The organism is Micromonospora sp. DT53 (assembly GCF_049841535.1).
Classification (GTDB): Bacteria; Actinomycetota; Actinomycetes; order Mycobacteriales; family Micromonosporaceae; genus Micromonospora.
In genome coordinates this window covers 560,171-586,470 of record NZ_JBNCKM010000001.1, presented here as the reverse complement: position 1 = coordinate 586,470, position 26,300 = coordinate 560,171, and the positions used below count along the sequence as shown (strand labels likewise).

Genomic DNA, 26,300 nt, shown 5'->3' with positions numbered 1-26,300 from the left:
GTACGCGGGGCCGGAACGCGGGGCCGGAACGCGGGGCCGGAACGCGGGGCCGGAACGCGGGGCCGGAACGCGGGGCCGGAGCGCGGGGTTCAGCGCGGGGCCGGAGCGCGGGGCGGGAGCGCCGGGTTCAGCGCGGGGCGGGCGTAGCCGTTGCAGCCAGGTCAGCCGGGACCTCGCCGGCGGAAGCAACATCGGCCTCGGGCCCGTCGGCAGCGGCTGCGGTTGCTGCGGGAGAGGCGCTCGCGGCTTCGGCGCGGGCGCGGCGGGTACGGCGCAGGGCGCGCACGGCCAACACCAGGGCGGCCAGCCAGCCGGCGGCCAGGAGGGCGTACAGGGCGGGGCGGGTCGGACCGTCCAGTTCGGCAGAGCGGATCAGGGTGCGGGCGTTGGTCAGCACGATCACGCCGCCGACTGCCGCGCCGAGCAGTTGGGCGGGCACGATTCGTACCAGCCACGCGGCCAGCGGGGCGGCGATGAGCCCGCCGATGAGCAGCGCGGCGACGGTGGGGAGCAGGAATCCCTCCGCGCCCAACCCGATCAGGAAGCCGACGCTGGCCGCGCCGGCCACGACGAACTCGGCGGTGTCCACGGAGCCGATCACCTTGCGGGGCTCCATGCGGCCGGACACCAGTAGCGCCGGGGTGGCCACCGGGCCCCACCCGCCGCCGCCGGTCGCGTCGACGAAGCCGGCGACCAGGCCCAGGGGCCCGAGGAAACGGCCGCGTAGCCGCCCGCCGACCCGGTCGGTGCGCAGGGGTCGGGCGAAGCGGATCAGGAGGTACGCGCCGAGGGTGAAGAGAATGCCGGCCATCCACGGTGCGGCGGCCTCGGTGGAGATCGAACTGAGCAGGGTGGCGCCGGCGAAGGCACCGACAGCGCCGGGTAGGGCGATGCGGGTCACCACCCGCCAGTCGACGTTGCCGAACCGCCAGTGCGCGACCCCGGCGGCGAGCGTGGTGCCGATCTCGGCCAGGTGCACCGAGGCCGAGGCGGCGGCCGGGGCGACCCCGGCGACCAGGAGCAGGGTGGACGAGGTCAAGCCGTACGCCATGCCGAGCGAACCATCGATCAGTTGCGCGACGAGCCCGACCAGAGCGAGGACCAACAGCTTGCGCACGAGCGCCCCCTGACTTTTCGGTATCTCCTATCGACTTGGTCGACAATGCGGGATGGGACAGCCAGGGTCAAGCCCCCGATCGGTGGATGGGACGCCGGGGGGCGGTGCGCCGGGTCAGCGGCAGATGGCGCGGAACCCGGAAGGCGGGCCGGCACGCGGACTCAGGCGCGCGGGCTCAGCCGCCGGGCGACGCGGAACCGGCAAAGCGGGCCGGCACGCGGGACCCAGGCGCGCGGGCTCAGCCGCCGGGCGACGCGGAGCCCGGAAAGCGGGCCGGCGCTCAGATCCAGGCGCGCGGGTCGGCGGCCAGCTCGGTGACGCGTGCGGGCAGGGTGCCGGCGGCCACGTCGGCGACGCTGACCAGTTCCAGGATCTCCCGCTCGCTTGCCCGCAGCGCGATCCAGACCTCCTGGAGGGCGTGCGCCGGGCCGTGGTAGCCGAGCTGCTCGGGGCGTTGCCCGCGGACGTGGGCGAGGGGCCCGTCGATCACCCGGATGACCTCGGCGAGGGAGATCTCCTCGGCGGGGCGGGCCAGCCAGTAGCCGCCCTCCGGGCCGCGCTGGGCGTGCACGATGCCACCTCGGCGCAGCTGGAGAAGGATGCTCTCCAGGAACTTCGGCGGGATCTCCTGGGCGCGGGCGATCTGGTCGGCCGTGACCGGCCGGCCGCGCCCGGGGCCGCTGGCCGTCGCGGCAAGCTCGGCGGCCGCGCGGAGGGCATAGTCGACCCGAGCGGAGAGGCGCATGTCGGCAAGGTTAGTCGCTGGTCAACCGGGCGGGCGGGCGACCCTCGGCCGATCGGCCACGCATCGACGGGAAGTGGTGCCGCCGGCACCGTCCGGGCCACCGGCAGGGACCGGTGAACGGCCGCCGGCCGGGGCCGGTGAGGTACGTCATGATCCACCGCACGGTGGCGGCCGGAATGCCGATCCGGAGCGTCCCTATGCTGGGCGGGAGTACGAATGTCTGGCCGTTTGCACGGCCGCCAGCAACATATTGATAAACACCGGGCCGCGCTCGGGGGGAAGGCAACACGATGACCGATGTCGCCACACGCACCTGGGATGGCATGACCATCCCGGTCGCCGGCACCTATCTTCTCGATCAGGCGCACAAGCGGATCGGTTTCCTGTCCCGGCACATGATGGTGAGCCCGGTACGCGGCGAGTTCGCCGAGGCCACGGCGCAGATCTTCGTGGCGGAGGACCCGCTGCTCTCCTCGGTGACGGCCACCATCATGGCGGCCAGCATCACCACCGGCAGCGTCGACCGGGACACGCATCTGAAGAGTGCCGACTTCCTCGACGTGGAGCGCTTTCCCACCCTCGAATATCGAAGCACCGGCATCAAATGGCAGGGCAACGAGGACCCCATCTTCCAGTGGGCGCGTCTGCGCAACCATCGGCTGGGCGGAAGAGGCCGGAGTCACATTGTTCCGCCGCAGTCCGACGGCATTCCCGGACGATTCGTCCTCACCGGTGAGTTGACCGTGAAGGGCATCACCCGGGCCGTCGACCTGGAGGTGAACTTCGGTGGCGCTCGTCGTGATCCGTACGGGCAGAACATCTTCGGCTTCAGCGCGACGGCCGAGATGAACCGCGAAGACTACGGCCTGCTCTGGAATGTCCTCCTGGAGAGCGGCGGGGTGCTGGTCGGCAAGACGGTGCAGATCGAGATCGCCGGAGAAGCCATCTACCAGGCCTGACCGGCCTCATCCCCGCCAGGTGCCTGGCGGGGATCAGCGACAGCCACCTGGCGGGGATCAGCGACGGCGTCAGGCGCCGACGCGGCGCAGCAGACCCTCCTGGACGGCGCTGGCGATCTGCCGGCCGTCCGTGGTGAACATCCGGCCGGTGGCCAGCCCTCGCGCGCCGGACGCCGACGGGCTCAGGCAGTCGTAGAGGAACCACTCGTCAGCCCGGAACGGCCTGTGGAACCAGAGCGCGTGGTCCAGGCTCGCGCCGACCAACCCGCCCGGCCCCCACACCTCGCCGTGGACGGAGAGCACCGAGTCCAGCAGGGTGAGGTCCGAGGCGTAGGTGAGCGCGCAGGCGTGCAGCAGGGGGTCGTCGGGCAGTTTGCCGTCGATGCGCATCCAGACGCGCTGGTGCGGGTCGGCGGGCCGGTCGCCGGGGCGGACCCAGCCGGGCTCGCCCACGTAGCGCACGTCGATGGGTCGCGGGATCTGGCCCCACATGCCCAACCGCTCCGGGTAGCGGGACAGCCGGTCGGACATCGTCGGCACGTCCTGCGGCGGGGGTACGTCCAGCGGGGTCGGGGCCTGGTGGTCCAGGCCCTCCTCGGCCCGCTGGAACGACGCCGACATGAAGAAGATCGGCTTGTCGTGCTGGAGGGCGACCGCGCGGCGGACCGAGAAGGACCTGCCGTCGCGGATGTTCTCCACCTGGTACGCGATCGGCTCGACCGGGTCGCCGGGGCGGACGAAGTAGCCGTGCAGCGAGTGCACGAACCGCTCCGGGTCGACGGTGCGGCCGGCGGCGACCAGGGCCTGACCGGCGACCTGGCCGCCGTACACCCGTTGTGGGCCGACCGGGGGGCTCATCCCCCGGAAGGTCATCTCTCCGGTCGGGTCGAGGTCCAGCACTTCCAGCAGCTGGTCTACCGCCGCCTGGCCGACCGCGACCCGACCGTCACTCACTGCAGCGCCCGCGCCGACGCGGCGTCGACAAGCGAGCCGAGCTGGTGTACGCGCAGCGTGTTGGTCGAGCCGGGGGTGCCGGGCGGGCTACCCGCCACGATCACCACGTAGTCACCGGGGTTGGCCCGGTCGAGGCCGAGCAGCGCCTGGTCGACCTGGCGGAACATGTCGTCGGTGTGCTGCACGAACGGCATCAGGAAGGTCTCCACGCCCCAGGTGAGGGCGAGCTGGTCGCGCACCTCGGGGACCGGCGTGAAGGCCAGCAGCGGCAGGTCGCAGTGCAGGCGGGACAGCCGTCGCACGGTGTCGCCGGTCTGCGAGAAGGCGACGAGCGCCTTGGCGTTGATGGCCCGGGCGATCGACGAGGCGGCGACGGTGAGGGCGCCACCGTGGGTACGGGGGTCGTGCTGCAACCGCGGCACCCCGATCGAACCGGCCTCGGTGGTCGTCACGATCTTGGCCATGGTGCTGACGGTGAGCACCGGGTACTTGCCGACGCTGGTCTCGCCGGAGAGCATCACCGCGTCCGCGCCGTCGAGCACCGCGTTGGCGACGTCGGACGCCTCCGCCCGGGTGGGGCGGGAATTCTCGATCATGGAGTCGAGCATCTGGGTGGCCACGATGACGGGCTTGGCGTTCTCCCGGCACAGCTGCACGGCGCGCTTCTGCACCAGCGGGACCTCGTCCAGCGGCATCTCGACACCGAGGTCACCACGGGCGACCATGACGCCGTCGAAGGCCAGCACGATGGCCTCCAGGTGCTCCACCGCCTCCGGCTTCTCGACCTTGGCGAGCACCGGGCGGAACACGCCCTCCTCGGCCATGATGTTGTGCACGAGCTTGATGTCCTCGGCCGAGCGGACGAAGGACAGCGCCACCAGGTCGACGCCGAGGCCCAGGGAGAAGCGCAGGTCCTCGGCGTCCTTGTCCGACATGGCGGGCACGCTGACCGCCACGTTGGGCAGCGACACGCCCTTGTTGTTGGAGACCGGGCCGCCCTCGGTGACGAGGCAGCGGATGTCGTTGCCGGTGACGTCGGTGACCTCGACGGCGACCCGACCGTCGTCGATCAGCAGCCGGTCGCCGGGCTTCACCTCGTGCGGCAGCTTGGTGTAGGTGCAGGAGACCCGCTCCTTGGTGCCGATGATGTCGTCGCCGGTGATCACGACCGAGTCGCCGGTGCGCCACTCGTGTGGGCCGTCGGCGAACTTACCGAGCCGGATCTTGGGGCCCTGCAGGTCGGCGAGGACGGCCACCGGCTTACCCGCCGCCTCCGACGCCTCCCGGACCAGTCGATAGACCGCCTCGTGGTCGGCGTGGCTGCCGTGGCTGAAGTTGAGCCTCGCCACGTTCATGCCGGCCTCGACAAGACCCCGGATGCGCTCCGGGGACGAGGTGGCGGGACCCAGAGTGCAGACGATCTTTACGCGGCGTGTCACGCCCATCAGGCTAGTCTCTCCTTCAGGTCGGACTCGGGGCCGACCCCTTGCAGGCAGCGGAACAGTTGTCCAACGACGCGCGGCGCGCATCGGGCCGGCGGGCGGAACCGCACCGGGAACGTTGTGGCGACGGGCATCAGCGACCGCGCGCCGGGAATCGTACGCCTCCGCCGGCGTGCGCTGTCGGGGTGCTCCCGGCGGCGGCTCACCTCGGGTGCCCCGAGGCGGCAGGGTGGGCACCGCGTGGAGCAGGTCGCGGGAGTCGCGGCGGCGCCGACCCACGACGGCGGGTACGCCCCGGCGGCGGCCCTCGCTGGGCGCGACCGTAGCACCGGCGGGCGGGCGAGCGCCGTCGTCATCACGACAGCCACCGATGGATCGGCGGCTCAGCTGCCGGCCTTGACCAGCGGGAACTCCAGGGACCCGGCCGGGCAGAGGAAGGTCAGCACCTCCACCCGGTAGAGCCCGGCCTGTACCGCCGGGTTGGCTTCCAGCACGCTGCGGACGTCGTCGACGCTGCCGGTGCGGGCCAGCCCGAAGCCGATCGGCGGATCCGGCTCGCGCGCCGGCCCGTCCACCGAGCCGGCGACCAGGACGATGCCGCGGCGCTGCAACGCCTGCATGTGCTCGGCGTGCTCGGCCTGCAACCGCTGCACGGTCTCGGGGGGCAGGGCCCGCCCGGCCGCGCCGGGATAGATCACGATGCACTCGTACGTGTCGAGCGCGAAGTTGACCTGCGGCACTCCCATGGGTGCTCCCTCCGCCGTCGCGCCGGAACGCACCGGCTCCGGCCAGCGTCGCACGGACATCCCGCTCGTACCGGGCGCTTCCCGGCAACTCGGCTGGCGTACCCATGGCGTGTCCGCGCCCACACTCGGCCGACCGGCGGCATGGCGGTGGCGATCCGGGGGATGATCCATCGGTGGCGGGTGGGCTCTTCACGCCCGCGCTGTCCACGCCCGCCACGACGAGACGATTGGGGATCAGGCAATGGCGACAAACATCAGTGAGCAGCCCGCGAAGGCGTCCGGCACGTACCGGATCGGCGGCGACGTCACAGTCAACCGGCTCGGCTACGGGGCCATGCAGCTCACCGGCCCGGGTGTCTGGGGTGACCCGAAGGACCCGGCCGAGGCGGTTCGCGTGCTGCGCCGTGCGATCGAGCTGGGCGTGACGTTCATCGACACCGCCGACTCTTACGGGCCGTTCGTCTCGGAGGTGCTGATCCGGGAGGCCCTGCACCCGTACGCCGATGACCTGGTCATCGCGACCAAGGCCGGGCTGAGCCGCTCCGGCCCGGGCGACTGGCGTCCGGTGGGCCGCCCGGAGTACCTGCGCCAGCAGTGCGAGCTGAGCCTGCGCCACCTCGGCCTGGACAGCATCCCGCTGTACCAGCTGCACCGGATCGACCCGAAGGTGCCGCTCGCCGATCAGCTCGGTGAGCTGGCCCTGCTGCGGGAGGAGGGCAAGATCCAGCACATCGGGCTGTCCGAGGTGAGCGTGGCGCAGATCGAGGAGTCCCAGGCGATCACCACGATCGCGTCCGTGCAGAACCTGTACAACCTCGCCAACCGCAGTGCCGAGGACGTGCTGGAGTTTTGCGAGCGCAACGACCTCGCGTTCATCCCGTGGTTCCCGATCGCGACAGGTGAGCTGGCCCGGCCGGGCGGCCCACTGGACGCCATCTCCAACGCGCACGGCGCGTCGCCGGCGCAGCTCGCGCTGGCCTGGCTGCTGCGCCGCTCGCCGGTGATGTTGCCGATCCCCGGCACGTCCTCGGTCACGCACCTGGAGGAGAACGTGGGCGCGGCCGACGTGCGGCTCACCGACGACGAGTTCGAGGCGCTGGCGAAGGCGAGCTGACTCGCCGGTCCGGACGCCGTCGGGCCCGTCGCGGGCCGGTGCGGCGGCCCCCCTGCGGGACCGCCGCACGCAGACCGGGTCAGAGCGCGAGGCAGTTGGGTCGCACCGGGCCGTCGACCAGGGCGCCGCGCACGATGGTGTACGCCGTGCCGTCGAGCACCAGACCGAGGTGCCCCACCACCCGCAACGGGCAGTACGCCTGGATCAGCACGTTCGTCGCGCCGTCGTTGACGGCGGCGTTCCCGGTCGGCCGGACCAACTCGTCCTGCAGGGTGCGGATGGTGGTGTAGCGCACCGCGCCCGGGGTGTCGTCGCCGGCGTTGAGGTCGGCGAGGAAGGCCGAGCCGATGGTCATCTGTTGGCAGGCCACCACGCCCGCGCAGCTGCCCAGGCCCAGGAACGCCACGATGTTGGCGACGTACGTGCCGTACTGCGGTGTGCCCAGGCTGACGTACCGGCCGACGGTGGCGGTGCCGCCGAGCCGCTTGAGGTAGTACCGGCTGACCAGTCCCCCTTCGGAGTGGGCGACGACGTCGACGGTCGCCGCGCCGGTGCCGGCGCGTACCTGCTCGACGTAGGTGGCGAACGCGCGGGCCGAGGTGGGGATGTCACCGAGGCCCAGTCCGGGGAGCTGGTAGATGAAGGTGCGGTAGCCGTCGGCGCGCAGGCGGGCGGCGATCGGCTCGTACGCGACGGCGACGCCGCTGAGCCCGCCGACCACGATGACGGGGTTGGCCGCCGCGGCGGCGAATGGCGTGGGTGCGGCGCTGGCCGGGGCGGGGGCGGCGCTCGCGGTGGCGTTGGACGTGAGCAGCGCGGCGGTGGCGAGGGCCAGGACGAGGGCGGTCTTTCGGAGCAGCATCGCTGCACCTCCGGGGGAGGCACCCGGCGAACCGGGCAGGTGGGTGGGGGTGTCCGGTCGACCGTGCGACGATGATGCCCGCGACAATTCAGAAACGTCAATGGCTTGTTACGCGCGGGTAACCCGTTGTTCCGGCGGGGGCGTAAACGGTCATAGCGCCGCGCTCCATCTCGGACACCAACTGTGGCTGGCATGCTGTGGTCGTGGCTGTCGACGAACCCACCGAGCGCGGGCTGCGGGTGATGCCGTGGTGGCTGGTCCTGGTCGGCCTGCTGGCCGCCGTCGCCCTGGGCTGGCTGGTGCTGGACCTGCTGCTCAGCGAGGCCGACCGCGCCAGCCAACCCGACACCCGCGCCACGCTGCGCATCGACGCCATCCGCACCGGACTGACAGTGGTCGCCGGCACCGGCGGAGGACTCGCGCTGCTGCTCGCCGCCCGCCGCCAGTGGATCGCCGAACGCGCTCAGCGACACCAGGAGAGCGTCGCCGCACGGGACCAGGCGCACCGCGACCGGGTGCAGGCGCACGCCGAGACGGTGGCCGAGGCCGCGCAGCGCCACCAGGACCGGCAGTCCGGAGCCGCCGAGCACGACGCGGCGGAGCGCCGGCTGACCGAGCTCTACACCCGCGCGGTCGAGTTGCTCGGCAACGACAGCGCGGCGGTACGCCTCGGCGGCCTGCACGCGCTGGAGCGCCTCGGTCAGGACAATCCGGGGCAGCGCCCGACGATCGCGGCGGTGCTCTGCGCGTACCTGCGGATGCCGGCGCCCGACGGCGAGCCGCGCGAGACGGAGGTCCGGCGCAGCGCGCAGCGCGTGCTCACCCGGCACCTGCGCGCGGACGACGCGGCCCACTGGCCGGAGCTGCGGCTCGACCTGGCCGGCGCCACGCTCGTCGACTTCGACGCCGCCGGCTGCACGCTCGTCGACGCGAACTTCTCCGAGGCGGTGTTCACAGGTACGACCAGCTTCGCGGGCGCGACGGCGCGGGGGCGGCTGCTGCTCACGGCGGCGACCGTCGACGACGTGGTCTTCGAGGGGCTCGCGGCCGACGGCGAGGTCGTCCTGGACGGCATTCGCGTCCGCGGTGAAGCCAGTTTCGACGACGCCACATTCGTCGGCGGCCTGTCCTGCCGGCGTGCCAGCTTCGCCGGCCTGACCTCATTTCGTCGGGTGACCTTCGGTCAGCCGACCAGCTTCGACGCGACCCGCTTCGAGGACGCCGCCACGTTTCGGGAGGCCGTCTTCGACGGCGCCCTGTCGATGGAGCACACCGAGTTCGGCCGGTCGGCCGGCTTCCACGCCGTCCGCTTCACGAACATGGCGCTGTTCCGCTGGACCGTGTTCGGCGCGGAGGCGCTGTTCGACAGGGCCCGTTTCCTCGACGCGGCGAACTTCGGCCGAGCCCGGTTCCACAGCATGACCAGCTTCCGCGACACGCAGTTCAGCCGGCCGCCGCAGGTCGAACAGGCTCGGGCGGTGCCCGATCCTGGTCATCGCTGGCCGGCGGGCACGACTGTGGAACGCCTGGACGACGAGTGGTTGCTGCTGGTCGACGGCTGACCGGCCGGACGGGCGTCAGGGCACGCCAGCCGGCTTCGGCGTCAGCGCGACGCGGCCGGTGGGCGTAGGCCGTCCAGGGCGACGCCGAGCACCCGGTCGCGCTGTTCGGGTGACGGGAACTGGGCCATGGTGAGGCCGCTGATCAGCCGCACCACGTCGTCGAAGCCGATGTCGTCACGGACCACCCCGGCGGCCTGGGCGCGACGCATCAGCGGCTCACCGGCGGAGAAGATCTCCGTCCGGCAGCTGGTGAAGATCTCGGAGTCGCGCAGCAACTGCTCGGCCAGCGCCCGCTTGGTGGCGACGTACGCGACGAAGCGGTGCAGCCAGGCGACGAGCGCGTCCCAGGGTGGCAGCTCGGCCAGGCCCTCGGCGGAGTGGCACAGCTCCCGGACCTCCTCGACGTACACGGCCTCGAACAGGTGCCGGCGGGTCGGGAAGTTGCGGTAGAGCGTGCCGATGCCCACCCCGGCCCGGCGGGCCACGTCCTCCAGGGAGGCGGCGGCGCCGTGCTCGGCGAACGCCTCGCGGGCCGCCGCGATCAGGGCGTCGTAGTTACGCCGCGCGTCGGCCCGCTTGGGCCGCTGGGCGAAGACCTCGGGCGCCTGCCCCGCGCTGGTCATGACGTGCGTCACCTCACCCTGGTTGCATCCGGAGGCAACCCTCCGCTAGCTTAGTGGAGGCACCCCTCCGGAATCCCGGAGGCCTGCCTCCGGTTACCTTACCTCGGGACCCGCCCGATCGCCGCCTGGCCACCCCGATCGCCCGGACCCCGACAGACCACCCCATCGCCCACGACGGGCGACAAGCCTCATTCCCGTACGTAATCAGGGAGTTTTCTCTCGTGGCAGTGACCTCCCGACGCAGCTCGCGTCGGCTCACCTTCACCGTGCTCGCGGCCGGCGCCGGGTTCTTCGCGATGCTCCAGTCGCTGATCACCCCGGTGCTGCCGACCATCCAGCAGGACCTGCACACCTCCCAGAACACCGTGACCTGGGTCCTGACCGCCTACCTGCTCAGCGCGTCGATCTTCACGCCGATCCTCGGACGCGTCGGCGACATGGTCGGCAAGGAGCGGATGCTCGTCGTCTCGCTCGCCGCCCTCGCTCTCGGCTGCCTGCTGGCCGCCATCGCGCCGAACATCGGCGTCCTCATCCTCGCCCGGGTCGTGCAGGGCATCGGCGGAGCGGTCTTCCCGCTGTCGTTCGGCATCATCCGCGACGAGTTCCCGGCCGCGCGGGTCTCCACCGCCGTGGCCGCCATCTCGGCGATCGTCGCCGTCGGCGGCGGCCTGGGCATCGTGCTGGCCGGCCCGATCGTCAGCACGCTGGACTACCGCTGGCTGTTCTGGATCCCCATGGTCGTGGTCGGGCTGACCGCCGTGGCCGCGCACCTGTTCGTGCCCGAGTCGCCGGTCCGTACCCCCGGTCGCATCGACTGGCGCGCCACCCTGCTGCTCTCCGGCTGGCTTGTCGCGTTGCTGCTGCCGATCAGCCAGGGCGCGGCGTGGGGCTGGACCTCCGCCCGGGTGCTCGGGCTGCTGGCGCTCGCCGTGGTGCTGCTTGTCGGCTGGCTGATCACCGAGGTGCGCTCGAAGAACCCGCTCATCGACATGCGGATGATGCGCCTGCCCGGCGTCTGGACCACCAACCTGGTCGCCCTGCTCTACGGCGCATCGATGTTCTCCGTGTACGCGTTCCTTCCCCAGTTCGTGCAGACCCCCACCGTCGCCGGCTACGGCTTCGGCGCGAGCATCAGCCAGGCCGGTCTGCTCATGCTGCCGATGCTCGTCGCGATGTTCGTCGCCGGCATCGTCGCCGGGCGGCTCCAGGCCGTCTTCAGCGCCAAGGCGCAGCTCACCACCGGTGCCACCCTCAACGTGGCCGCCGCCGCGATGCTCGCCACCGCGCACGACACCCGCTGGGAGGTCGCCATCGCCGGCGGCCTGGTCGGCCTCGGCATCGGCCTGGCCTTCGCGTCGATGGCCAACCTGATCGTCGCCAGCGTGCCAGCCAGCCAGACCGGTGTGGCGACAGGCATGAACGCCAACATCCGCACCATCGGCGGCGCGATCGGCGCGGCAGTGGTCAGCGGCGTGATCACCGCGCACCCACAGGCCACCGGCCTGCCCCGGGAGGCCGGCTTCACGATGGGGTTTCTCGTCCTCACCGCGATCGCCCTGGCCGCCGCGCTCGCGGCCCTCGCCGTCCCGTCCGCCCGGCGGGCGTCGGCCGGTCGCCGGCCGTCCGCCACGACGATCGTCGAGTCGGAGCTAGCCGGCGAGTTCGCCACCATGCCAGCGACCCGCTGAGGGAACGTGTCGAAGCCCGGGCGGTTCGCCGCCCGGGCTTCGGCATATCCGGGAGTACGCTGGCCGCTCCCCCACCCACCGTCCGTCGTCTTTCAGGATGCGCCCATGTCCGAGTTGCTGACCGCCGACCGCATCGAAGAGATCGGCGCCCTGGGCGCCGAGAGCCCCGACCCGGCCGCGCTCGTCGCCGAGTTGGTGGGCGCCGTCGACGAGGGGCGCGTCGCGGACCCCGACGACATCGGGTACGCCCTGCTGGTCGCCGTGGACATCCTGGAGCAGGCCGGCGACCTGGCCGACGCGCTCGCCCTGGCCACCCGCGCCATCGCCGAGCAGCCGGACGACAACGCGTACCCGCGAGGGGTGCGCGGTGGCCTGCTGCTCCGCCTCGGACGTACCGACGAGGGCATGGCCGAACTGACCGCCCTGCGTCCGCTGCTGGAGACCAACCCCAACTCCATGTTCCTGATCGACGAACTGGCCGAGTCCGGCCACCCCGAGATGGCGCTGGAATGGCTCACCGGGGCACTCGACGCGATCCTGGAACGGACCCGCAGCCAGCAGCACGAATCCGAGGACGCCCAGGACGAGGCCGCCGCCATGATCTACGGCCTGGCCCAGCACCGACACGACCTGCGCGAAGAACAGGGCCTACCCCACGACGAGTACGACAACCTCGCCGACCGGCTGCGCGCAGCGAGCGACCACGCGCTCGACGCCCTCGACGACGGCCCGGCGACCCTGCTGTTCTGGCCGCAGGCGGAGTTCACCGCGCTGCTGCTGCGCTGGCCCGCCCTCGTCGACAGCTACCCCGCCACCTGGGACGAGCACCGCGCCCAACTCGAACGCGCCCTCGTCGACGCCTCCGGGATGGGGGGCGCCGACCTGGGCGTGGTCGTCGGCACGGTCACCGACCTGGCGGCGTTCGCCGAACGCACCGGCAGCGACCCCACCAGCGAGGAAACCCTCGACGAGTACGCCGACAGCCTCGACGAGGCAGGCGTGACCGCCTGGCCACCCGGCCGCAACGACACCTGCTGGTGCGGATCCGGCGCCAAGTACAAGAAGTGCTGCCTGCCGCGCTCGCGCGGCTGACCCTCCCCCGCCGGCTCGGCCCCTGCGGCCCCCGGAAGCCTGCGGCCCCGGGAGGCAATGTCCCTGGAGAGCCTGATGTCTGTGAGTCATCAAGATGACGAACAGACATCACGGTCGACCACAACCGCCGGCACCCTCTTGAGCGCCGGCCACCGCATAAGCCCCGCGTATGATCGACACCCCGTTCGACCGTCCGGGCTCAACGATGGAGGCGATGGCGTGACCACACACGAGCAACACGAGACGGTCGAGGACAGCCCGGTTGGCTGGGTCGCCAGCCACATCCGGCGCTACGTGCGGACCGACGGCGCCGACGGGGGCACCTTCCACGGCGTACCCTCGCTGCTGCTCACCACCCGCGGACGCCGATCGGGCAAGCTGCGCCGCACGGCCCTGATGTACGGACGCGACGGCGACAACCATCTGCTGGTGGCCTCCAACGGCGGCGCGGCCAAACACCCCGCCTGGTACCTGAACCTGACCGCCGACCCGGCGGTGGAGATCCAGGTCGACGCCGAACGAATCATCGGCCGGGCCCGGACCGCGACCGGCGAGGAGCGCGCCCGACTGTGGCCGGTGATGACGAAGGTCTTCCCGACGTACGCCCGCTACGCGAAGGAGACCGACCGCGAGATCCCGGTCGTCGTCATCGAACGCGAACCCGCCGTCGATTGATATCCCTCAGTGCCGGGGAGGGCTATGGTGACGGAAGGTAAGCACCCCACTCCGGCAAGGAGAACCGTCGTGCGCCGCATCATCACCGCCATCGCCCTACTCGGGCTGTCACTCTCCATCGTGCTGGCACCGACACCGGCCAGCGCGGCAAGCAGCGTCGAAGTCACCGCCGGGACCCTTGTCGCGCGCGGCGTCGCCGTCGACCTGACCCTCACCGTGGTCTGTCAGGCCGGCATGTCCGGCACCTCGAACCTCACCCTTCGGCAGCGGTCGGGCGACCGGGTTGCGCACGGAACGGGGTGGGCGCCGCTCCGCTGTTCGGGTGAGACCCAGGTCGTGACGGGGCGGGTGTTCGCGGATGCGGGCGGCTTCGCGTTCAACAAGGGCGTGGCGCTCGCCAGCGGACACTTCGAACTGTGCGAGCAGGAGAATTGCGACTTCTTGGACTTCAACAACACGGTTCGCATCACGCGCTGAACCGATCGAGGGCCCTAGCCAGGAAAGCGGATGACCGGAAGGTCGCCGCCATCGCCGTACGCCTTGACCTCGCTGGTCAGCACCACGGCATCGTGCTCCAGGACAGCCATCACGGCGGCGGCAGGTCAACCCGGCCGGTAACGAGGCGCCAGAACGAGCGCAGCCCGCCCGCGATCTTCAGCAGCGAGGTGATGGGCTAAGCCCAGGGTGGGTAGCGCGCGGGATATGCCCCTATCGGGCTTCCGCGCCCGCCTTGGGTCCGTGTCAGCGGGCCCTTCGTGCTCCGCGCTCGTCGCTGTCGAGCAGTTGCACACCTCAGCGGACGAACGGATCGCCCATGTCCGGCGGGCTGACGGTATCTGCCACGGCTGCTGTAATTCGCTGCGCAGTCGCCCACAAGGTGTCCGCGGGGAACCGCTTCGGATCGAATAGCACGTTGCACGCTCGGCCAGCCAGAACGCCTCGGCGGCACCGATGAGGCCTGGATCCTCGCCATGCTGAAAGTCGGTGAGCGCCCAGTCAGCGTTGTCGCGCTCGTGATACTCGGCCAGGAAGTCGCGTAGCTCGGTGAGGGTGCCCAGGCGGTCGCCCCGGAGCACGTGTACCCGCAGGTCGACTCGGTGGCCATCCTCGACTTGGCGCTCCCAGACCCGGGTGGCGACAGTGACGTCCTCCCACTCGGAGGCGAAGTCCGAAACCAGGTCACCGACGTCCGGCGGCAGATAGCCGATGTGAAAGCCGTCCAACTCACCGCCGTCCCGGATAACCGGATCAGGCCCGCCGGTCACCCCGCCGACTCCATCATTGCCTCTACCCGATCGAGATAGTCCCACCACTTCTCATCGTCCCGGCGACACGAGGACAGCAGGTTCGCGGCGACGACGAATGCCAGGATGATGACGTTCTCACCAGGGACAGCCACCGTGAACGGCTCGCCCCTCATCAGCCTCATCAAGAAGTCCGCCACCTCGCGGTGGGTCGGTTGCGCCCAGGATTCTGCTTCGGCGACTTCCTCAGCCAATGCCGAAATCTGATCGTCGCTCGGCCGACCCTTGTGGACGTCGACCATCAGGAAACCGACAAGGGCAAGGGCAAGTTCGACGGTTGCGGCCGCCGTGTCGTCGTCGTTGAGGGTACGCAAGCGCTCATCGAGCTTCGCGAAATCGCGCTGTACGGCGGCATGGATCATGGCTCGCATCGCGGCTTCGGTGGAGCTATCGATCTTCACTCTGATTCCTCTCTCGGCGCCTCTTCAACCATGACTTGCCGGCGCTGACTGTGGCCGCCGTAGCCAGGAGCGTCCCGGCGACCGCCTTCGGCAGCACTGGCATGAACTCGGCGACTGTTGCCCAAGCGGCCCCACCGGCCGATGCCCAGAAACCAACTGCTTCCGCGCTCACCCGTTCCCGCCGTCTGACGGGTTGTTCAGTGTCTCGCGCATCAGCGTCTCGGCGAGCACGAGCACCCTCTCCTCGGTTCGGCGGGCTCTGAAGCTGCCGAGGCACATGAGGACGAATAATCGGACTCACCACTGCGGGTGGTTGGTGGATTGCGCTGCCACCACCCGTGGTCAGTTTCCCAGCGCTCGGACCTTGGCGATCGTCTCCTGCACGTGCTGCTTCGCCGGGTCGCCACCCTGGGACGCCTGCGCGAGCGCCTGGCGGTACGAATCGATCATCCCGATCAGCGGACCTGCGGCTACGCCTTCCAGAGCACCGGCGACGAGTGCTCGCGCCTCGGCCGCGTCCTGTGCTGCCGCTGCGGTCTTGGCCTTCGCCTCGTCCAGCTTCTGCGACGCCGCCGCCAACCTCGCGATGATCTGTGCTGCGCTCACGCGCACCTCCCCGTGATCGACCATCGCCTCCGCCACCGCACCGGCAGAGACCACATGGGAGCGTACGAGATCCACGCACCCAGCGCGACCGGCCGCTCGCTCCCGCGTCACGCCCTGGGCAGAGACCGCCGCAAGCAAGCGGCTCCAACGAAGTTTGTGCCACTGGGCCCCGACCGGATCCGGATGTCGACCTAGATCTTGGACAGTTTCCGTTAGGAGGTTAGGAGGTTAGGAGGTAACGGAAACTGTCCAAGATCTAGGTCGTTCTGTGGGATCGGGCCGCTCAGCGTTCGGCGACAAACACCCCGACGCCACCGACGCCTTCCACCAAGCCCTCGATCTTGAGCGCGTTGATGGCCTGACGAACAACGATGGCTGAGACGTCATGCTGACGGCACAGTTCGGAGGTCGAGGGCAGCTTGTCGCCCGGCGCAAGTTCGCCGGAACTGATCTGAGCGCGGATGCCGTCGGCGATCAGCGCCCACTTCGCTTTGGCGGGCATTGGTGTCTCCCAGGTCTGCCCTGCCATTCGATCACGAGGAACTTTGTATAGCAAGCAATGTGTGGTCGATGCTTGCGCTTACATGACCTGTTATATACGCTCATCCTTGGCCGGCTCCCAGGTCTGCAACCCGGAGCTGGTTCGTTCCCACCGCGCAGGAAGCGCCCGGTCGGTCGGTCCCCCCGTTCGACCGGGCGTGCCGGGGCGTGCCCGTACGCCGCCCCGACGCCGCACGAGCCGTGAGCAGCTAGGAGACGACCCGACGGGAGCCCTCGATGCCCGATCGACCGGACGAATCCCCCATCGACCCACCAGCCCCAGCCCCACCCGCGCAACACCACCGCCTTATGTCCGATCAGGACGTTGAGGACGCCGACGATGTCCTCTTCGCCCATCCGCCTCGGGTGGTGCGGCGCTGGCTCTGCGAGTGCGGCGTCGACTACCCCTGTGCCGAGGTGCGCTTTGCTCTCCTGGTCAAATCCAGCGCCGAGGCGGGCGAATGAGCACCGACACTCTCAATGATCTACGTGCCGCCTGGCTGGCGACCATCTCCGCTGCCGACCGGGCCGGGGCGCAGTTGCACGGGGCTGGGCCGCCCGGCCGGCGGCTGCCCTGGCAGGACGCGGTCACGGAGTGCTGGCGGGCGCTGAGCCTGGTCTACGCCGGCTTGGCCGCCGACCGGGAGTCACCGGGAGGCTCGGTCGGGGACCTGCTCACCGGTCTGCGCGCCGCGCGGGTCGACGCGGACCGGGCCGCCGCGCTGGCCGCTCGTGTCCGCTGGCGGTTGGGGGCGACCGAGGACCGGCTGCGGCGTACCCGGGACGTGGCGGACGTGGTCGCGGCCCGGCGGCTCGCGACGGCGATCACCCGATTGGACCTGGTCGCGGCCCGGCTGGCGGTCGGGGGTCGCCGGATCGACAGTTCGGTGGCGGCACTGACGGGAGAACTGGCGGCCCGGCCCTCGCCGCCCCGACCCACCAGCAACGACAACGACGCCCACCACGCCAACCAGGCCACCCACGACAACCGTGCCACCGACGCCAACCAGGCCAACCACGCCGACCACGCCGACCACGCCGACTACGACGACTACGACGACGGCAGGGCCGACGACGACGGCAGCGCCGCGGTGATCGCCTGCGGCTGCCGGGCGGCGAGTGCTCTGGTGACCAGGCGGCACCGACTGACCAGGCCACGCCCACACCGGAGGGCACTCACGATGATCAGGGAGCGACGATGGTGACCGACCCGGAGGCGGCGCTGCGCGGCCTGCTGACCGGGCGGCTGCGCGGCCACGAACGGCGGCTGGGCCGGTTTGCCGAGTCGGACTGGCGGCGGTACGCGGATCTGCTCGCCGGTGCGCTGTTGGTGGCGGTACGGCGGCGGTTCGTCGCGGGGCAGGATCGGGCGCCGGTGATCCGGTTCGTGGCGTCCGCTCGGGAACGCTACGACGCGACCGGGCGCGACGTCGACCCGGTGCTGGCCGAGGCGTTGGTGTGGGCGGCGCTCGGTGAACGTCCACCCGTGCCCCACGACACGGCGTCGATTGTCGCGCGGACGGTGTTACTGCTCGGCCTGCTCGAAGACGAAGGTCTCACCGATCGCGAACTCGACGGAATCCTCGTGGCCGCCGCACACGCTGCCGACGACTCTGCGCAGGACGCGGAGCGACAACTGGCAGGCGCGCCGGCCGAATCCGACCGGCGGTGAGCGCGACAGCGCGGAAGATCGACACGAGATTGCGGAAGTCGGGGCATCCCGCTGACACGGCCACCCCGACCTCCGTGAAACCGAGTGGATCATGCCCGGAACGTGCCTTCGAAGCCCAGCCAGCCACCTCGAAGTGTCAGCGCAGGCCACGCACCAACAGCAGGTAGGCGCAGTAGGCCATCGGCACCAGCAGGAAGCAGATCAGGAACCCGAGCGGCAGGTACCGCGGCGGGGTGCCGGCGACCATCGCGGGCCGCCCCCACCGGCCCAGCACCAGGTACCCGCCGAAGAACGCCACCGCCGGCAACCCCGCGCAGATCCACGCGCCGAGGGTGAACCCGTCCACCAGACCGACACCGGAGGCCACCACCAGGATCAGCACGAGCACCCCGGCCGCAGCTCCGCAGGCGGCGTAGACGGCGACCGCCCGCGCCAGCGGCGACCACGTCGGCAGCAGCGCCGGCCGCTGGGCCAGCAGCTCCGCCTGCTGCCCGTGCCGGTCGGCCTCGTCGGCCATCCGCCGGGCCAGCTCCAACTCCACCACCGGGTCGGCCGCCGCCACGCGCTGCGCGGGCACCCCGCCGCCCGCCGGGCTCACCGCCGTCGGCAGCGCCAGCCGCGTCTCCCCCGCCGGCAGTTGGGGGTACGCCCCGACCCCCGCCCGCCCCGGCGCGCCGGCTGCGCCGGCGGACCCCCCGTCCCCGGTTCCGGGCGCCGTGGGAGCGCCAGCAGCGAAGGGCGGGCCGGAGCTGGGAGCGGTGGGCGACCCGGCGCCGGGCGGTGGGCCGGGCCAGGCGGCGGTCTCGCCCGGCCTCCCCGTCCCCTGTCCCGCGCCCGGGCCCGGGGCAGGCACGGCGGGTGGCTGGTCGATGCCGATGGCTTGGCCGAGCTGGTCGAGGCGCTGCCCCTGGGCGGTCAGCCGCTGCTGCAGGTAGTCGACGGCGGCGTGCAGGTCACGGCGGCGCGCGGATTCGGCGGCGGCGTGTTGTTCCCCGGCGCGGTGCTGGTCGGAGAGTTGTCGGGCCAGCGCGGCGTACTCCTCGAAGGACACTGTCACCGCTCCCCGTCCGGCTCGTGCCCGTCGCCGACGAACGGGACGATCAGCCTGGTGCGCTGGTCGTGCCGGTCGATCAGCAGCGCCCGGTCGGGGCGGGGCGTGTAGGCCAGGTCGTGCGCGTCGAGGTGCAGGGCCAGCTCGGCGCCGGGCACGTTGAGCGCGACCAGGCAGGCGGCGTCGTCGCGGTTCTGGGTGCCGCCGAGGTCGTCGGCGAGTCGGCGCAGCCCCCGCCACCAGCCGAGCAGGTGCACTCCCTGCGCGGGCCCTTGGCGCAGGACGGTGCGCAGGTCGTCCAGGCCGGAGCGGAATGTGCCGGGATCGGTGGCCCCGAGGACGGGCGCGGCGGCGTCCATGCCGAACACCACCAGGTATTCGCGGCCGGTGGGCTCGGCGGCCAGCGCGGTGATCCGGTCGCGCAGCCCGGCCGCGTCGAGACGGTGCACCGGGTGGCCGGCGGCCCGCAGCAGCGTTTCGGTGTCGTCGGCGACCGGGTCGGCGACGGTGACCAGGCAGGCCAGGTGGAACCGCGCGTCGCCGGGGGTGTGCTGGCGGGCCAGGCTGAGCGTCGCGGCGCGCAGCACGTCCGCGCCGGTCGGTGCGGTGCCCACCACGGCGAGGTGCCGGCCGGGGGTGGTGTCCATCAGGAACAGTGCGGTGGTGCCGTGCACGTCGACGGTTCGGCCGACCAGGGCCATCGGGCGTCGACCACCGGGGCGCAGCCCGCCGAAGGTGCTGTCGTCCTCGATCCGCGCCGCTTCGTACCCCTTGAAGACCGCTGGCGCCCGCGAGCCCGGCGGGCGGGCCTGCCACAGCTCGTGGCGTAACGCGGCGAGGTCCGACGCGGCGGCGTGCGCGTCGGGGAAGCGCAGCACGGTGTTGGCGCCGACCGCACCGGCGGCGGTGTTGACCACGGCTGAGCCGATCGGCAGGGCCGCGGCGGCGTCGTTGAGTTGGTCGAGCACCCCACCACCGCCGGGCAGCGCCACCCGCAACGCGAACTGCCCGAAGATCGCCTCGGCCCGCCCGTAGAGGGCTTCGATGCCTGTCATGCTCTGGCTGGCGAGCACCAGGTGGATGCCGTACGAGCGGCCCTTGCGGGCCAACTCCTCCAGCAGGTCGACCGATTCGCGGGCTAGCGCGTCGTTGCCGGCGAGCAGCACGTGGAACTCGTCGATGACGGTCACGATGCGCGGCAGCGGATTGTCCCGGGGCAGGTCGGCGAGCTTGGTGACGCCGTGCCGTTTGAGCGCGGTGGCCCGTCGCTGCGCCTCCCGGCGCAGTTCGCGCAGCACCGCGAGACCGTACTCGCGGTCGGACTCGATGCCGACGGCACGGGCGTGCGGCAGCCAGGACGGGTCCCGACCGGTGGGCACGAACTCGGTGAAGCTGACGCCCTCCTTGAAGTCGAGCAGGTAGAGCTGCAACTCGGCAGGCGAGTAGCGGGCGGCCAACCCGTAGAGGACGTCGAGGAGGAAGACGGTCTTGCCGGCGCCGGTGCGCCCGCCGACCAGCCAGTGCGGGGTGGCGTCGTCGAAGGCGAGCGTCAGCGCGGTGTCGACGGCCACCGTCGAGGCACCGCTGCCGGCCCGGCCGACCACCGTCCGCAGACCGTTGCCGGCGGACTCGGCCCAGCGCCGTTGGGGCAGCAGGTCGGTGAAGGGCAACGCGTCGGCGCGGCGGGTGGCGGTGCCGAGGTGCTCGGCGAGCGCGCGTACCGAGGCGGGCGGCGGGTCGCCGTCGAGCAGGACGGGCGCGGCGAGCCCGCTGCCGTCGGTGCTGAACGGGGTGCCGGGCGGGTCACCGACGTGCGCGTACCCCTGGTTGAGCCGCACCGCGGTGGTGCCGCCCAGCGGTGGCGGGGTGTCGCCGGGCAGCCGGGACGGGTGGCCGGCGAGCAGGACGCACACGGCGGCGGCCGGGCCGGCGTGGGTGAGCGCGGCGAGCCGGGCCAGCTCGCGGGGCGGCGGCGCGGCGGTGGCGACCACCACCAGCAGGCGTCGGGCGGCGGGCTGGCCGTGCTGCGCGGCGCGGGCGTGCCGCTCGGCGGCGTCCAGCAGCGCGGCCACCTCGGCCTCGTCGGTGGCCGGCGGGTCGAGCACCCCGGCGTCGAGCAGCGGGCGCAGCGGGCCGAAGGTGGCGCCGAGTGCCGCGGTGTCGATGCCGGCGACGCGGACCTGACCGGGCGGCGCGGTGGCGACCAGCCGCAGCACCAGCGCCCGCAGCAGCCCGGCGACCTGCGGGTCCCGGGCGTCGGCGTCCAGGGCCAGGTGGTGGCCGCCGCCGAGCGGGACCAGCACCGGAAAGCCGCCGTCCGACGTGGACGCCTCACCGATCCGCACCGCGGCCGGCGCGTCGGTCAACGGCGTGACGCCCGGGGCGGGGGTGGCCAGGGCGCCGCCGAGGCGGGCGAGGCGGGCCACGAGGTCGAGGGCGCCAACCGACGCGGCCGCGGTCGGCGCCGCACCCAGGACGCCGCGGGCATTGTCCAGATGCGCCCGGGCCGCCCGGTGGGAGTTGATCGCCTGCCCGAACGCCGACGCGAGCCTGCCCACCCTCTGCCCCCAACGCCGACGGCCGCCTGGTCCCAGGAACCCTAACGGACACCCGTGGCACGCGGACAGTCCTGCGAGGACGTGTCACGCCGGACCGGTCAGGCGGGGCCGCACGCCGCCGGGCCGGACACGTCGGCCACCCCGCAGCGGAACACCTCCACCGGTGCCCTCGCCACGTCGGGCACCTGCTCCACCCGCATCAGGGCCAGCCGCTTGTCGACCGGCTCCCCCGAGTCGGGCGTGAACCGGATCAGCCCGGACACCCCCGGGTAGCCCTGGCCGGCGTTCTGCCGGAGCACCTCCGCGTGCACGCCCACCGGGTTGACCGAGTCCGGCTCCCAGCGCTGCCGCGGGTCGGCGTGGTGCAGCCGGGCGGCGAGGCTCTCCACCGCCCGGACCAGCATCATCGCCGCGTCGTAGGCCAGGCTGACCCGTTCGCCGACCTGCTCCTCGGCGCCCGGCCGGCAGCGCGGCGGGTCGAGCAGGTCGTCGGCCTGGATCCAGGACAGGAAGCTGGCCCGGGCGGCGTCGCGCCCTTCCTGGGCGGCCCGCAGGGCCGCGCAGGTGGCCAGGGCCGCCTTCGAGACGTACGTGACGGGCAGGTTGCCGGGCGCGGCGGCGCGCAGCCCCGGGTTCGCCATGTAGCGGTTGGCCGAGTCGTCGGCGACGAGGTGTCGGGGCGGGTTGCCGCCGCACTCGCGCAGCGCCCGCAGGAAACCGTCGAAGTCGGACCATCGACCCGCGTAGAAGAGCAGCCCGGGGTAGCCGCACTCGTCGGTCAGCCGTTGCCCGGTGCGCCACTCGTCGAGACGGGTGATCCGGGGGCCGAACTGTCGTCGGAGCCCGTCGACGAGAGTGCCCACGTAGAGGTCCTCGGTGATCGAGCTGCCCTCCAGAGTGGTGTAGAAGACGTGCGCCTCGTTGACCTTCAGCACCTGCTTGGCGTACGCGTCGACAAGCTTCACCTGGTCCTTGTTCGGCGCGGACATCTGGAGGTAGAGGCGGGAGTTGGCGTCCATCTTGTCGGCGGAGAGGGTGGGCGCCAGCACCGGCAGCCCGACCTGGTTCAACTCGCGCAGCGCACGGGCGGTGCTGGTCCGGCTCTCCACCAGCCCCACCACCCCGAGCACCGTGGGGTCGTCCCGGGCCAACTCGGCGAGCATCGCCACAGCCCGGTCGGCGTAGATCATCTGCCGGCCGCCGTTGGCCACCACGATTTTCAGCAGCGCGGCGCCGTCGGCGCCAGCCGACTCCTTCAGCAACGCGTACTGGGCGGTGGCCATCCCTTCGAGCTCCTCGCGCTCGGAGACGTACGACTCCTCGTCCGCGCGGGTTCGGTTGCCGGTGAGCGTGCCGAGGTAGACCAGTGTGAGGAAGGGCCGCCGTCGGTCGCTGCGCTGCCAGACCTCCTCGGCGGCGCGGTTCTGCGCGAAGATGCGCTGTTGGACGGTGCGCAGCCGGTCCTGGCCGGGGTCGTTGTTGAACACCTGGGCGGCGCTGTCGCTGTAGCCGACACACTCGCCGCCACCGACCACCTCGACCGAGACCTGCCCGGTGAGCGAGGGGTGGCAGCCCGGCCCCCACCGGCTGGCCGCCCAGAGGCCGAGCGACGCCACCAGCACCAGACAGAGCGCCGCCGGCAGGAAGCGCCGCGACCACCACGGCGGGTCGGGCGCGGAGAAGGGCCGCAGTCCGCCACGTGACGGTGGGCCGGCGTCGGTCTCGTCGGGACGCAGCGCCACCAGCCAGGTGGCCGGGCGGCGCAACCGGCGCAGCTCCGGCAGCGCCGCGGCCCACTCGTCGTACGCCTCGTCGGCCTCGCTCAACGGGTGCGGCTCGGGCAGGTCCGGTGGGGGTTGCCCGCCGGACGCGACGATCAGCAGCGGGTCGTTGCGGCCGGTCTCGGTGCGGACGTCGCCGATCAGGCGGACCAGTTCCCCGCCGACGTTGCCGGGGGCGACGTGATCGAGCAGCAGCGCCGGGTACGCGGTGCGCCGCCAGTCCGACGGACGCCACGGCCGACGCCGGTACGCCTGCCGCAGGTCCTCCAGGAACGCGTGCAGCAGCAGCTTGTTGACCTGGTCGGGTTGTTCCCCGTCGCGCCAGCCCGCGGTGAGGCGCTCGGCGAAGCCGAGGAAGGTGACCGACTGCCGGGGCGCCAGGTACTGCTGGCGCATGAACCAGTTGTAGTGCCGCCCCAGCACCGGCACCCGACCGGAGACGGCAGCCCGGAAGACGACCCCCGGCACGGCGCGACGGACCAGCCAGAGCAGCACCTGCGAGACGATGCTGACGGCGTCACCGCCGGAGGGCAACGCCTCCGGCGTACGCGAGCCCTTGCGGTCGCGCAGCCGGCGGACCAGGGCCGCGCGACTGTCGTCGGCGTCGATGCCCAGGCTGAGGCTCTGCTGCATCAGCCAGTCGGCGAGCGGATAGTGCCGAAAGCGCAGTCGGGCGGCGCCGAAGGCCTCCAGGGAGAGCTGCCGGTGCAGCTCGCGCAGCAGCGCCGGCACGTCCCCGGCACCGGGCGGCACGTCGGCGTCCAGCACGGCGTGCGGGACCCGCCGTCGGGGGCCCTGGCCGAGGAACCGGCGCAGCGACACCATCAGATCCGTGGTGTCGGAGCGCACCAGCCACAGCAACGGCAGCCGCCGGTCACCGCGACGGGGCCGCCGTAGCAGCCGGGCGAGCAGGCCGAACAACTCCAACCCGCCGGGCGGCAGCCGCTCCCGGCCCGCTGTCGACTGCCGTTGGCCGATCAACTCCCGCCTGGGCAACTCCGAGCGCTGCACGTGTCACCTCCGATCAACACAGTGTGACCTTGCGGTGCAAGGCACGCCAGAGGGCGACGACCGCCGATGGGTGTGGCGGGCCGCCCACGTTCACAGTTGTCGATTAGGTTGGCGTGGCGAACACCCGATGGAGGGAGTCCACCCCGTGCGACGAGTCCTCACGGCGGCCACCACCGCCCTGACCCTCACCACCGCCGGCACCATGCTCGCCGGCACCCCCGGCCAGGCCGCCCCGACGGCCTGGGGCCGTCCGGTCGTCTCCGCCGCGCCGCAACCCGGCGCGCCCGGACTGGGCGACAGTTACTTCCCCGACTACGGCAACGGTGGCTACGACGTCGAGCACTACGACGTCCGGCTGCGCTACGAACCGGCCACCGACCTGCTCACCGGCACCACCACCATCCTCGCCACCGCCACACAGGACCTCTCGACGTTCAATCTGGACTTCCTGCTCGACGTCGAGTCGGTCCGGGTCAACGGCTGGGCGGCGAGCACCAGCACCGCGGGGGCGCACGAGCTGGTGGTCACCCCGGCCCGCACGGTGACCCGGGGTCAACAGCTCACCATCGTCGTGCGTTACTCCGGCGTCCCGTCGGAGGCCCTGGTCGGCGGTTACACCGGCTGGACGCGTACCGACGACGGCGCCCTCGCCGTCAACGAGCCCGAGTCGGCGTGGTGGTGGTTCCCGAGCAACGACCACCCGCTGGACAAGGCCACCTACGACATCTCGGTGTCGGTGCCCACCGGCGTCGAGGTGATCAGCAATGGCGTGCAGCCGAGGCCCCCGCTGGCCGAGGCCGGCAACCGCACCCGGTGGATCTGGCGGACCACCTCCCCCACGGCGAGCTACCTGGCCTTCATGGCCATCGGCCAGTACGACATCGTCACCGACACCACCCCGAGCGGCCAGCCGGTGATCAACGCCTACAGCACCTCGCTGGGCGCGCTCGGGCCGGCCGCGCGAGCCAGCATCGAACGGACCGCCGAGATCGTCGACTGGGAGAGCGGGATCTTCGGCCCGTACCCGTTCGAGGCACAGGGCGGCGTGGCCGGGCCGGTGGACGGCATCAGCTTCGCCCTGGAGACGCAGACCCGACCGGTGTACGGGCCGGGCTTCTGGCGACGGGGGGCCAACACCTACGTGGTGACGCACGAGCTGGCCCACCAGTGGTTCGGCGACTCGGTCTCGGTGGCCGACTGGCGCAACATCTGGCTCAACGAGGGCTTCGCCTCGTACGCCGAGTGGCTCTGGTCGGAGGAGCAGGGCGAGGGCACCGCGCAGGAGGTGTTCGACTTCACCTACGCCAGTTACCCGGCTGACGACGGGTTCTGGCAGGTGCTGCCCGGTGACCCTGGTGCCGCCCGGGTCTTCGACGACGCCGTCTACGACCGCGGCGCGATGACGTTGCACCAGTTGCGGCTGGCCGTCGGCGACGACGCGTTCTTCGAGATCCTGCCGGCCTGGACCGCCGAGCACCGGTACGGCAACGGCACCATCGAGCAGTTCCAGGCCCTGGCCGAACGGATCTCCGGGCTGGACCTGGACGACCTGTTCACCACCTGGCTGTTCACCGCCGGCCGACCCGACGTGGCCACCACCGCCCGTAAGGCCGCCCCGCCAATGGAGCCCAAGTCCTGGGCGAAGATCCGCGAGTCGCACGAGATGCTGTCGCACTAGAGGCAGACCAGGCACCGACCAGAGGGCCGTCGCTGACGCGGCGGCCCTTCTGTCGGTCCAGACTGGTCCTGCCGGGGCAACAGCAGCCGCCACCAGAACCGCGACCCGGGGGCCCCGCA

At 72.0% G+C, this 26,300-nt stretch carries 25 protein-coding genes; 11 read left to right on the top strand and 14 right to left on the bottom strand.

What is annotated here, in order from left to right:
- Window positions 1-127: 127 nt before the first annotated feature.
- Together ACLQ3B_RS02875 and ACLQ3B_RS02870 are read right to left on the bottom strand one after the other, a co-directional pair.
- Entirely contained in the window at window positions 128-1,117 is a 990-nt protein-coding gene (locus tag ACLQ3B_RS02875) for a sulfite exporter TauE/SafE family protein (RefSeq protein WP_425777065.1), read from the bottom strand.
- Window positions 1,118-1,397: 280 nt separating this feature from the next.
- Complete coding sequence (locus ACLQ3B_RS02870; protein ID WP_091407884.1) at window positions 1,398-1,862, bottom strand: RrF2 family transcriptional regulator; 465 nt, start codon at window positions 1,860-1,862, stop codon at window positions 1,398-1,400.
- Window positions 1,863-2,152: 290 nt separating this feature from the next.
- Between ACLQ3B_RS02870 and ACLQ3B_RS02865 the strand changes: the two genes are divergently transcribed.
- Window positions 2,153-2,821 carry a YceI family protein gene (locus ACLQ3B_RS02865; RefSeq protein ID WP_425777064.1) on the top strand — a complete coding sequence of 223 codons (669 nt, stop codon included), beginning with the start codon at window positions 2,153-2,155 and terminating at the stop codon, window positions 2,819-2,821.
- 69 nt (window positions 2,822-2,890) lie between these two features.
- Here ACLQ3B_RS02865 and ACLQ3B_RS02860 read toward each other — a convergent pair whose 3' ends face one another.
- The 3 genes from ACLQ3B_RS02860 to ACLQ3B_RS02850 all read right to left on the bottom strand — a co-directional run bounded on the left by ACLQ3B_RS02860 (window position 2,891) and on the right by ACLQ3B_RS02850 (window position 5,963).
- Window positions 2,891-3,775, bottom strand: coding sequence for an acyl-CoA thioesterase (locus tag ACLQ3B_RS02860; protein ID WP_425777062.1), 885 nt, complete (start codon window positions 3,773-3,775; stop codon window positions 2,891-2,893).
- A complete protein-coding gene (gene pyk / locus ACLQ3B_RS02855) occupies window positions 3,772-5,220 on the bottom strand; it encodes a pyruvate kinase (RefSeq protein ID WP_357190401.1) in 1,449 nt (482 codons plus the stop codon). Before pyk ends, ACLQ3B_RS02860 begins: the two co-directional genes overlap by 4 nt.
- A gap of 380 nt (window positions 5,221-5,600) precedes the next feature.
- On the bottom strand, window positions 5,601-5,963 hold the full coding sequence (locus ACLQ3B_RS02850) for a YciI family protein (RefSeq protein ID WP_425777059.1): 363 nt from the start codon (window positions 5,961-5,963) through the stop codon (window positions 5,601-5,603).
- A 241-nt stretch (window positions 5,964-6,204) separates the two neighbouring features.
- On the opposite strand from ACLQ3B_RS02850, the gene ACLQ3B_RS02845 reads away from it, so the two are divergent.
- On the top strand, window positions 6,205-7,077 hold the full coding sequence (locus ACLQ3B_RS02845; protein WP_425777057.1) for an aldo/keto reductase: 873 nt from the start codon (window positions 6,205-6,207) through the stop codon (window positions 7,075-7,077).
- A gap of 79 nt (window positions 7,078-7,156) precedes the next feature.
- Here the strand turns inward: ACLQ3B_RS02845 and ACLQ3B_RS02840 are convergent, their stop codons facing one another.
- On the bottom strand, window positions 7,157-7,939 hold the full coding sequence (locus ACLQ3B_RS02840; protein WP_425777055.1) for a lipase family alpha/beta hydrolase: 783 nt from the start codon (window positions 7,937-7,939) through the stop codon (window positions 7,157-7,159).
- Between the two features lie 203 nt (window positions 7,940-8,142).
- Here ACLQ3B_RS02840 and ACLQ3B_RS02835 point away from each other — a divergent pair, with 203 nt between their 5' ends.
- Window positions 8,143-9,501, top strand: a complete 1,359-nt coding sequence (locus ACLQ3B_RS02835; protein WP_425777053.1) for a pentapeptide repeat-containing protein — start codon at window positions 8,143-8,145, stop codon at window positions 9,499-9,501.
- Between the two features lie 41 nt (window positions 9,502-9,542).
- Here ACLQ3B_RS02835 and ACLQ3B_RS02830 read toward each other — a convergent pair whose 3' ends face one another.
- Complete coding sequence (locus ACLQ3B_RS02830) at window positions 9,543-10,124, bottom strand: TetR/AcrR family transcriptional regulator (RefSeq protein ID WP_425777051.1); 582 nt, start codon at window positions 10,122-10,124, stop codon at window positions 9,543-9,545.
- A gap of 221 nt (window positions 10,125-10,345) precedes the next feature.
- Between ACLQ3B_RS02830 and ACLQ3B_RS02825 the strand changes: the two genes are divergently transcribed.
- From ACLQ3B_RS02825 to ACLQ3B_RS02810, 4 genes are all read left to right on the top strand, one after another.
- A complete protein-coding gene (locus ACLQ3B_RS02825; protein ID WP_425777049.1) occupies window positions 10,346-11,812 on the top strand; it encodes an MFS transporter in 1,467 nt (488 codons plus the stop codon).
- A gap of 105 nt (window positions 11,813-11,917) precedes the next feature.
- Window positions 11,918-12,904: an SEC-C metal-binding domain-containing protein gene (locus tag ACLQ3B_RS02820; RefSeq protein WP_425777047.1), complete on the top strand. Its 987-nt coding sequence runs from the start codon at window positions 11,918-11,920 to the stop codon at window positions 12,902-12,904.
- A gap of 219 nt (window positions 12,905-13,123) precedes the next feature.
- A complete protein-coding gene (locus ACLQ3B_RS02815) occupies window positions 13,124-13,579 on the top strand; it encodes a nitroreductase family deazaflavin-dependent oxidoreductase (protein WP_425777045.1) in 456 nt (151 codons plus the stop codon).
- Between the two features lie 69 nt (window positions 13,580-13,648).
- Window positions 13,649-14,056 carry a hypothetical protein gene (locus tag ACLQ3B_RS02810; protein ID WP_425777044.1) on the top strand — a complete coding sequence of 136 codons (408 nt, stop codon included), beginning with the start codon at window positions 13,649-13,651 and terminating at the stop codon, window positions 14,054-14,056.
- 125 nt (window positions 14,057-14,181) lie between these two features.
- Here the strand turns inward: ACLQ3B_RS02810 and ACLQ3B_RS02805 are convergent, their stop codons facing one another.
- The 4 genes from ACLQ3B_RS02805 to ACLQ3B_RS02790 form a co-directional block, all read right to left on the bottom strand.
- Complete coding sequence (locus tag ACLQ3B_RS02805) at window positions 14,182-14,844, bottom strand: hypothetical protein (protein ID WP_425777042.1); 663 nt, start codon at window positions 14,842-14,844, stop codon at window positions 14,182-14,184.
- Window positions 14,841-15,284, bottom strand: a complete 444-nt coding sequence (locus ACLQ3B_RS02800; protein ID WP_425777040.1) for a hypothetical protein — start codon at window positions 15,282-15,284, stop codon at window positions 14,841-14,843. Before ACLQ3B_RS02800 ends, ACLQ3B_RS02805 begins: the two co-directional genes overlap by 4 nt.
- Window positions 15,285-15,626: 342 nt before the next feature.
- Window positions 15,627-15,965, bottom strand: a complete 339-nt coding sequence (locus tag ACLQ3B_RS02795; RefSeq protein ID WP_425777038.1) for a DUF6244 family protein — start codon at window positions 15,963-15,965, stop codon at window positions 15,627-15,629.
- A gap of 208 nt (window positions 15,966-16,173) precedes the next feature.
- Window positions 16,174-16,419, bottom strand: a complete 246-nt coding sequence (locus tag ACLQ3B_RS02790; protein WP_425777036.1) for a winged helix-turn-helix domain-containing protein — start codon at window positions 16,417-16,419, stop codon at window positions 16,174-16,176.
- A gap of 320 nt (window positions 16,420-16,739) precedes the next feature.
- Here ACLQ3B_RS02790 and ACLQ3B_RS02785 point away from each other — a divergent pair, with 320 nt between their 5' ends.
- The 3 genes from ACLQ3B_RS02785 to ACLQ3B_RS02775 are packed head-to-tail and all read left to right on the top strand — an operon-like array spanning window position 16,740 to window position 18,102.
- Complete coding sequence (locus ACLQ3B_RS02785) at window positions 16,740-16,895, top strand: hypothetical protein (protein ID WP_425777034.1); 156 nt, start codon at window positions 16,740-16,742, stop codon at window positions 16,893-16,895.
- Window positions 16,892-17,635 carry a hypothetical protein gene (locus tag ACLQ3B_RS02780; RefSeq protein ID WP_425777032.1) on the top strand — a complete coding sequence of 248 codons (744 nt, stop codon included), beginning with the start codon at window positions 16,892-16,894 and terminating at the stop codon, window positions 17,633-17,635. Before ACLQ3B_RS02785 ends, ACLQ3B_RS02780 begins: the two co-directional genes overlap by 4 nt.
- Entirely contained in the window at window positions 17,629-18,102 is a 474-nt protein-coding gene (locus ACLQ3B_RS02775) for a hypothetical protein (RefSeq protein WP_425777031.1), read from the top strand. The genes ACLQ3B_RS02780 and ACLQ3B_RS02775 overlap by 7 nt, the downstream gene beginning before the upstream one ends.
- Before the next feature lie 136 nt (window positions 18,103-18,238).
- On the opposite strand, the gene ACLQ3B_RS02770 is transcribed toward ACLQ3B_RS02775, so the two are convergent.
- From ACLQ3B_RS02770 to ACLQ3B_RS02760, 3 genes are all read right to left on the bottom strand, one after another.
- Complete coding sequence (locus ACLQ3B_RS02770) at window positions 18,239-19,159, bottom strand: hypothetical protein (protein WP_425777029.1); 921 nt, start codon at window positions 19,157-19,159, stop codon at window positions 18,239-18,241.
- Window positions 19,156-21,711, bottom strand: a complete 2,556-nt coding sequence (locus ACLQ3B_RS02765) for an FtsK/SpoIIIE domain-containing protein (protein ID WP_425777027.1) — start codon at window positions 21,709-21,711, stop codon at window positions 19,156-19,158. The genes ACLQ3B_RS02770 and ACLQ3B_RS02765 overlap by 4 nt, the downstream gene beginning before the upstream one ends.
- 98 nt (window positions 21,712-21,809) lie before the next feature.
- Entirely contained in the window at window positions 21,810-24,503 is a 2,694-nt protein-coding gene (locus ACLQ3B_RS02760) for a hypothetical protein (protein ID WP_425777025.1), read from the bottom strand.
- A gap of 145 nt (window positions 24,504-24,648) precedes the next feature.
- Between ACLQ3B_RS02760 and ACLQ3B_RS02755 the strand changes: the two genes are divergently transcribed.
- Window positions 24,649-26,181 (top strand): M1 family metallopeptidase, encoded by a 1,533-nt coding sequence (locus tag ACLQ3B_RS02755; RefSeq protein ID WP_425777023.1) that lies wholly within the window; start codon window positions 24,649-24,651, stop codon window positions 26,179-26,181.
- Window positions 26,182-26,300 lie beyond the last annotated feature (119 nt).

Excerpts from the sequence above, each read along its gene's own strand:
- ACLQ3B_RS02830 (WP_425777051.1), bottom strand. The coding sequence starts at position 10,124 with ATGACCAGCGCGGGGCAGGCGCCCGAGGTCTTCGCCCAGCGGCCCAAG.
- pyk (WP_357190401.1), bottom strand. The coding sequence starts at position 5,220 with ATGGGCGTGACACGCCGCGTAAAGATCGTCTGCACTCTGGGTCCCGCC.
- ACLQ3B_RS02775 (WP_425777031.1), top strand. The coding sequence starts at position 17,629 with ATGGTGACCGACCCGGAGGCGGCGCTGCGCGGCCTGCTGACCGGGCGG.
- ACLQ3B_RS02845 (WP_425777057.1), top strand. The coding sequence starts at position 6,205 with ATGGCGACAAACATCAGTGAGCAGCCCGCGAAGGCGTCCGGCACGTAC.
- ACLQ3B_RS02780 (WP_425777032.1), top strand. The coding sequence starts at position 16,892 with ATGAGCACCGACACTCTCAATGATCTACGTGCCGCCTGGCTGGCGACC.
- ACLQ3B_RS02785 (WP_425777034.1), top strand. The coding sequence starts at position 16,740 with ATGTCCGATCAGGACGTTGAGGACGCCGACGATGTCCTCTTCGCCCAT.
- ACLQ3B_RS02870 (WP_091407884.1), bottom strand. The coding sequence starts at position 1,862 with ATGCGCCTCTCCGCTCGGGTCGACTATGCCCTCCGCGCGGCCGCCGAG.
- ACLQ3B_RS02820 (WP_425777047.1), top strand. The coding sequence starts at position 11,918 with ATGTCCGAGTTGCTGACCGCCGACCGCATCGAAGAGATCGGCGCCCTG.
- ACLQ3B_RS02850 (WP_425777059.1), bottom strand. The coding sequence starts at position 5,963 with ATGGGAGTGCCGCAGGTCAACTTCGCGCTCGACACGTACGAGTGCATC.
- ACLQ3B_RS02865 (WP_425777064.1), top strand. The coding sequence starts at position 2,153 with ATGACCGATGTCGCCACACGCACCTGGGATGGCATGACCATCCCGGTC.
- ACLQ3B_RS02790 (WP_425777036.1), bottom strand. The coding sequence starts at position 16,419 with ATGGCAGGGCAGACCTGGGAGACACCAATGCCCGCCAAAGCGAAGTGG.
- ACLQ3B_RS02840 (WP_425777055.1), bottom strand. The coding sequence starts at position 7,939 with ATGCTGCTCCGAAAGACCGCCCTCGTCCTGGCCCTCGCCACCGCCGCG.